Genomic DNA, 7,305 nt, shown 5'->3' on the forward strand with positions numbered 1-7,305 from the left:
TGTCCGAATTGTTAAATAGTTCAGAAATGAAGGGACGATTTACTATTTTCGTCTCGCATTAATTATTTAACAACTTACTATGAAAAAAAGAGCACTCATTCTGTGTTCCTTTGCTTTCTTGTTGTCTGCAGTTTCTTATGCACAAGAATCTCAGATCTCCTCAACACAGTTAACTAAGGAATCAACTAAATCAAGAGGTACTGTTGCGCGCCAATCGCAGGTCCCCGGAAAACTCTCTCAAAATCCACTGAATACCATTGAATCCATTGACCAGGAAATCCAGGTTTTGGAAAACGTGCTGATCATTAACAAAGACGATCGGGCATTTGACAGAAATGCAGTAAACAACCGAATTGCGGAGTTAAAAGAACGCAGAAAAACCCTAATCAAATAACCCGATGAAAAAGTTATTACTTTCTTGCTTGTCAAGTTCGTTGATCGGGCTTGCGGCATTCGCACAGGGAAATGACTGTGCTACAGCTCCATTGATTACACAGGGAACCACCTGTACGGCAACCTACGGAACTACCGCCGGGGCAACCCAAAGTATGACCGGATGTGTCGGAACCGCTGATGACGATGTGTGGTACCGTTTTGTGGCTACTTCTACCGTTGCAAACATTTATGCAATCGGAGACGGCGACTTCGATATGGTTTTCCAGGTGTTTTCAGGAACATGCGGAGCATTGACTTCACTGGTATGTGAGGATAACACGGCTGATGGAGAAGAAGAATCTACAAGTGTTTCAGGTTTGGTAGTCGGACAGACATACTACCTGCGTCTTTATGATTATTACAGCTCGCCTCCGTCTGCATTGACATTCTCATTGTGTATTACAGCTCCGTGCGGTACGTTGACACAGCCTGCGGGTTCTGTTGCAGAAACCGAAGCTTGCGGAAGCAATACCAACGCGGGATGTAACGCAACACCTTCGCCGGCTTACCAGGATATTACCTGCGGAACAACCGTTTGGGGTTCTTTGTGGGCAAATGGCGGGTCAAGAGATACAGACTGGTACCGCTTTACGGTGACAACTCCGACAACAGTAAACTGGACGGTGGCTTCCGAAATGCCAGCGGCACTACTTTTCGTAAACATCAGCAACTGTGCCAGCCCGACTGTCATTACAAGTGCTTTAACGGACGGATGTGCTCCGAAAGTGCTTTCGTATAATTTCACAACTCCGGGAACATATGTTGCATTCGTTGCCCCGAGTATGTTCCAGGGATATCCTTGTGGAACATACAACGACTATTCGGCAACATTGACCATGACAACAACTGCGCCGGTTATTTCTGCAGGAGGTGCAACCACATTCTGTACTCCGGGATCGGTGAACCTGAGTTCTACGGGAACAGGAACATTTGCGTGGAATAACGGTGCTTCTCCGATCGGTGGAGCAACCGCTTCTTCCTATACTGCTTCTGCTTCCGGAAGCTACAATGTCCAGTTAACGGATGCCAACGGATGTAAATCGCTTTCCAATACGATTGCTGTTACGGCAAATCCATTGGATAATGCGGCGTTCACATACCCGACCAACTCGATTTGTGATGCATCGCCGAACCAAACGCCTACCACTTCGGTTGCGGGAACATTCGCTGCGACACCGGCTGGTTTGTCTTTCGTAAGTGCAAGTACGGGTGAAATCAACGTTGCGGGAAGTACTACCGGATCTTACTCTGTAACATACACCACTTCCGGGTCTTGTCCGAACACTTCCACACAAACGATTGTGATTTCGGGAGCTCCTGATGCGTCATTTACGTATGCACAGGCAAGTTACTGTTCTTCCGCTGCTGACCCAAGTCCGGTTTTCGGAACGGGTGCAAGTGCGGGAGCTTTCACTTCTACCACTGGTTTGTCGATCAACGCTTCTACGGGGGTGATTGACCTGGGTGCAAGTACGCCGGGAACATATACCGTAACAAACGTGATCGCTGCTACCGGGTCTTGTCCGGCTGCTTCAGAAACATTTGACGTAACGATTAGTGCCGCACCAACTGCAACAGTTTCCGGAGGCGGACAATTGTGCGGAACGGGAACAATCCCGGTATCTGTTGCTTTATCCGGTTCAGGCCCTTGGGATATCACGTATTCGGACGGGACAACTTCGACAACGGTAAATGCTATTACTTCTTCTCCGTATACGGTGAATGCAACTTCCAACGGAACATACACCGTTTCGAATGTCAGCATGAGCGGATGTTCCAATACAGGAACAGGTTCTGCAACAGTAACCTTCAATACCAACCCGACAGTAACGTTCACGCAGGTAGCAAATCTGTGTAGCAATGCAACTCCGGTAAACCTGGTAGGAACTCCTGCGGGAGGTAATTTCTCCGGATCAACAGGCGTTTCAGGAACAACATTTGATCCAGCCGGTTTGACAGCTGGTTCCATTACCCTGACTTACACGTATACAGACGGAAACGGTTGTTCCGGAACGGCGAATTCTACATTCACATTGAATGCCGCTCCGAACGTGACTTTGGGAACATTTGAAGATGTGTGTATCCAATCTGCCGCATTCGGATTGACCGGTGGTTTACCTACAGGCGGAACGTATTCCGGAACAGGTGTGAGCGGAGGAAACTTCAACCCGGCAACAGCTGGAGAAGGAACTCAGTCGATTACGTATTCGGTAACTGCAAACGGATGTACAGCAACGGCTTCTCAGAACATTGTAGTAGAAGACTGTGCAGGAATCAAGGAAGCAGTTGATTTCGGACTGGAAATTTACCCGAATCCTGCTACTACAGCCCTGACAATTAAAGCTGGAAAAGACGTCACATTCTCGATGATTTCTGAAGATGGAAAAGTGGTTTACCCGCTTGCTTCATTGAGCATGAACTCTGAAACACAATTGCAGGTTTCACACCTGGCAAAAGGAATGTATTTCCTTCACTTTAACAGCGCTCAGGGATCCCTGGTGCAAAAAGTAATCGTAAAATAAACAGACCCACTCATTCATCAAATGCCGTTCGACACCTGTTGAACGGCATTTTTTGTTCCGGAGAATAACCGAGTTAATGCTTTATTCGTTAATTTCGGAGCAATTGAGTATATGCCTAAAAGATACGCTGCCATAGATATCGGATCCAATGCCGCGCGCTTGCTGATCGGAGAAATTTCCAAGGAAAACGGTCATCCGTATGTGAAAAAAATCTCCTATACCCGTTTGCCTTTGCGTCTGGGTGAAGAGGTGTTTGATTCGGGAGAAATCAGTATCAGAAAAGCGGATGATTTTATCAAAACGATCAAAGCTTTCCGGCTGATTGCGGATATTTTTAACGTGTCGGCCATTCGTGCCTGTGCAACCAGCGCCATGCGGGATGCGCGAAACAGTGCGGAAATCATTCAGCAGATCCAGCGAAGTACGGGAATCCAGATCGAAATCATTTCGGGTGATGAAGAAGCCCGGCTGATCTTCGGAACGTTTGCCCTGTTGGATATCGAACGAAGCAAGCCTTACCTGGTCATTGATGTGGGTGGTGGTTCTACCGAAATCAACGTTTTTGAACACGGAAAACGGGTAGGAGCCAAGAGTTTTGATATCGGAACCGTCCGGATGCTGAAAGACAAGGTCGATAAAAAACAGTGGAAGGAAATGAAGCTTTGGATCAGGGAACACGTGGAGGACAATCCGCACCTGGTGTATGCAACGGGTGGAAACATCAATAAAATTCACAAAATTCTTGGTGTGAAGGAAAAAGCTCCGGTTACCTTGAGAGCCATGAATCAACTGTATGCTGAGCTGGAACCGTTAAGCGTGGGGCAGCGGATGGATCAGTTTCAATTGAAGCCCGATCGTGCCGATGTCATCGTTCCGGCACTTGAAATTTTCCGCTTCTGCATGAACGTACTCAAGTGCAAAGAAATGTATGTCCCGAAGATCGGTTTGTCGGACGGAATCATTTACGATCTGCATAAGAAGAAAATGTAGTACCGTATATTCTTTGCCACGGACTTCGGAGTGAACTCAGTCGAACACTGCACGAATTTTAGCTCGCCTAATCCCCAAGAAATCGGGACAGGCTGGACTCGCTTGATATGTACGATCATTAAAAAACGGCTTTGAACCATAAAAATCCGAAACAAGAACTCATGACCCCTTTCCTGGAAGAAGCAGGTTGGTATGCACATCGGGAAATCGATATTGAATACATGATCCGGGATTTGAAACAACTGGGTTTTCAGACTCCCAATCAGTTGATAGCCGATTTTCTCCGTGAATTCGGAAACCTGAGAATCGCATTCAAGACCCCAGACGGTTTGTACGCCGATATTTGTATCAATACAGATGTAGGTGTGCAATACATTGATGTGGAAGATTTACCTATTTTGGAACAACTTGTGGGAGAACCCTTGCTGCCGGTAGGAAGTGTGCAGGAAGATCTTGCCGGCCTCCTGATTTCTTTCAGTGGAAAATGTTACATGCTCGCAGACGGAGAAATATACAAACTCGGGGATTCTTTTGAAGAGGCTTGTGAAACGGTTTATTTTCAGAGACCGATGATGAAAATTTTTTCAATTGAAAATTGAAAAGTCAAAATTGAAAAGTCAAAATTGAAAAAAGTCGTGCTTTTTGATCCCGACTAACTTTATTGCTTGTTGCCCTTTCGCTGCGATTTTGCCTGCCCGATCACAAATCTGCTGGTATCTTTGGGCAAGCCTTTGTTTTCCGGGTTGAAGAAATGCAGTTCCTTTACCAAAGACGGATTGTGATGAATCCCGTCTGCAATGATCTCAAAGGCCATTTCCCGTTTCTGTTCTTCCAGTTCGGGGAGTTTTAACGAATCCGATTTCAACACCTGGAGGAATTGCAACTGGTTGTGTTTGTTTACGTCGTGCTGATACAACTGCTGTAATTCTTCACCGAGTTTATCCGGATCGGGAACCTGTGTGAAATAAACTTTCAAACATCCGGCTCCATCTTTGTTTTCCCGCCATCCTTTCAATAAAAGGTTATTCGCTCTCGGTGCGTCGCCCATTTTGTTCCGGTAAACAGTAGAAGCGGAAATGTATTGATTGCTTTGAATCAAGTTATCGGCCGTTATTTCGTAATACTTCTCAGCTTCTTTTTTCTGGTTCATAAGTATGTAAAGATCGCCCACGCGCTCGTAGTTCTTCAGTTCTTTATACAGCTCAATGGCATTGGCATGCAGATTTCCTTTTTCGTAGCACTCCGCAGCTTTGTGCTTGTCGTTGGCAAACTTCAGGTAAATGGAAGCAGCATCGGCATAGTATTTTCCCTCTTCCAGTGTTTGAGCAGCCACGCGTGGTAGTTTGAGTAGTTTCATATAGATGAAAGCTGCTTTTTCAAAATTGCCGTTCCGGATCAGTTGTTCTGCCGTTTGACGATACTGCTGTTCCAGGGTGTAAAAATGCTCGCCGATATCAACGGAGCCACCGCCACCGCCTCCGATACGTCCGGAATTGGAGAACAAGGAAAAATCCGTTCTTCGTTGAGACAAATCCAGGCTTCCTTTATTCGTTCCGCGTGAACTGCCTTCCTGATCCAGCGGAATGGCGTATTTCAAGGCTTCCTCCGGGTTGTTCTTCAACATGTCGAGCAATTTGTCGATCTGCTTCTGGTTGCGGCGTTGTAATTCCTCTAAATCGGGTTCTACCCGATCAGAGAAGTCTTTTCCTCCCTTCATGAAAGGTTGGGTTATGAAGTTCACCAGGTTTCCGAAAGCACTTTCTTCGCGTGGAGTTTCGGGATCGGATTCTCCGGCGCTTTTACCGGTTAGTCCCGGTTTTGTGAAAAGTGCTTTGTAAAAGGAAAGCCGTGCTTTTTCCAACAGTGAAAGCGGCTTATCTTCCATTTTTTCAGTCTTCGGGAAACTTTCCTCCAGTTTCTGCAAGGCTTCTTCGGCTTTTACGGGAGCCAGCTGAAAACTTTTGATCTCCGAAGGAATAAACGACTGCATGGGTGTAACCGGATCAACGGGAGCTTTCTCCGGAAGCACGAGCAATTGCTTCAGCGGAAGCACTTCGGTGAGTGCTATCAACCCGGTTTCAGGGTGCATGAGCCAAACCGCGTCTTTGAACAACTGTTCCATTTCGGGAACCGTCATAGCAGGGAAAACCTGTGATCTTTCGGCGATGAAGAACGAAGATGACAATTGCTGACACCATTCATTTTTCCCGATCAGGGCCGGATCCGGAGCCTGACGGAACAACACCAGGCAAGCCCAGAGTGTATTGGGAACTGATCCCGGAACAGGGTAAAGTGAAACCTGCCGGTAATCGAGTTTCATGCGCTGCAATTCCGGCAGCCACGTTTTAACGGAATCACCTTTGATCAGGATTCCTTTCAGTTCATACTGATTGCGTTCCGAAGGTTTAAGACGAAGTTCCATACGTTAAAATCGTTGTGATGAAAGGTTGAACATGCTGTTCGTAAAATTGCTTTGCAGGAATAACGTTTCCGTAACCACGCTGGTAAAAGGGATTTCCGGAAAATGTACCTTCTGTAGCCACTCCCAAACTGGTTTCAAGCGTCGTGGGAATAAACACAAACGGAATTTCCGGGTTGCTGCTTTTCAAGATCAACATTCCAGCGGGGTTTACTTCTATTGAACTTCCGTCTGTAAAAATAAATTCCTGGTCGCTTTGTCTGTGTGCACTGATCCGTTCTTTCATAACCCGTCTGTGACTCAGTTTGAAATTGCCCGCAGTAGTGCAGGTAAACTCGTGCTTGTTAAAGACCAGGTTTCCGGCTTCATTGACGAAGACTGCTGAAATGTTTTTCAGAATGGTTCGCGAGTCGGAGAACTTCGGCATTTTTTGCAAGAGTGCACTTCGCATATTGGTCAGTTGGTAAATGCTTACCTCATCAGCTTTATTGACCTGTTTGACAACACCAGTAGCGGGGTCTACCTCAAAATTGCCCTCTACCAGTCCGCTTTGGGTGGAAACTTCTGCACTGGTTGGGTCGATGTACCAGGTCGTTCCGTAATTCGCGAAAACGAACTTTCCGTTTTTGAAGCCCAATTGTCCATGTTTCGTGCTGTTCTTGTCAAAAAAGAAGGTTTTTTCTTCGCCGCTGATTGTGTTGAGCAAATACCCTTTGTTCATGTCGTAATTGTACAACGCAAAAACAGAATCTCCCCGGCTGTTGATCCCGACAGCGGCGTCTCCCCGGAATGGAATGTTGTTGTGAACCAATTCCCAGCCTTTGATAATCGTTTCTGCCGGAACGTTCGGGTTCAATTCCCGGTGGTAGCGGAAAAGCATCTGGTTTTTGGAAAGCAGGAAGCATTTTTGACCGTCCGAAGAAGGAATGACTTCATGTG

General features: G+C 46.5%; 6 protein-coding genes. 4 read left to right on the forward strand and 2 right to left on the reverse strand.

Translation table 11 applies throughout. The features are described 5' to 3' along the window. The first annotated feature begins 79 nt into the window (after positions 1-79). The 4 genes from ABDV94_RS18955 to ABDV94_RS18970 all read left to right on the forward strand — a co-directional run bounded on the left by ABDV94_RS18955 (position 80) and on the right by ABDV94_RS18970 (position 4,546). On the forward strand, positions 80-394 hold the full coding sequence (locus tag ABDV94_RS18955) for a hypothetical protein (RefSeq protein ID WP_343748797.1): 315 nt from the start codon (positions 80-82) through the stop codon (positions 392-394). A gap of 4 nt (positions 395-398) precedes the next feature. Next, positions 399-2,957 (forward strand): T9SS type A sorting domain-containing protein, encoded by a 2,559-nt coding sequence (locus tag ABDV94_RS18960; protein ID WP_343748798.1) that lies wholly within the window; start codon positions 399-401, stop codon positions 2,955-2,957. Positions 2,958-3,068: 111 nt separating this feature from the next. Beyond that, positions 3,069-3,947, forward strand: a complete 879-nt coding sequence (locus ABDV94_RS18965; RefSeq protein WP_343748799.1) for an exopolyphosphatase — start codon at positions 3,069-3,071, stop codon at positions 3,945-3,947. Positions 3,948-4,108: 161 nt separating this feature from the next. Beyond that, positions 4,109-4,546, forward strand: coding sequence for an SUKH-3 domain-containing protein (locus ABDV94_RS18970; protein ID WP_343748800.1), 438 nt, complete (start codon positions 4,109-4,111; stop codon positions 4,544-4,546). 59 nt (positions 4,547-4,605) lie between these two features. On the opposite strand, the gene ABDV94_RS18975 is transcribed toward ABDV94_RS18970, so the two are convergent. Next, positions 4,606-6,369 (reverse strand): hypothetical protein, encoded by a 1,764-nt coding sequence (locus tag ABDV94_RS18975; RefSeq protein ID WP_343748801.1) that lies wholly within the window; start codon positions 6,367-6,369, stop codon positions 4,606-4,608. Further along, positions 6,353-7,305: hypothetical protein (locus ABDV94_RS18980; RefSeq protein WP_343748802.1), on the reverse strand; the 953-nt coding region annotated here is incomplete at its 5' end. The genes ABDV94_RS18980 and ABDV94_RS18975, both read right to left, overlap by 17 nt.

The organism is Fluviicola sp. (assembly GCF_039596355.1).
Lineage (GTDB): Bacteria > Bacteroidota > Bacteroidia > Flavobacteriales_D > Crocinitomicaceae > Fluviicola.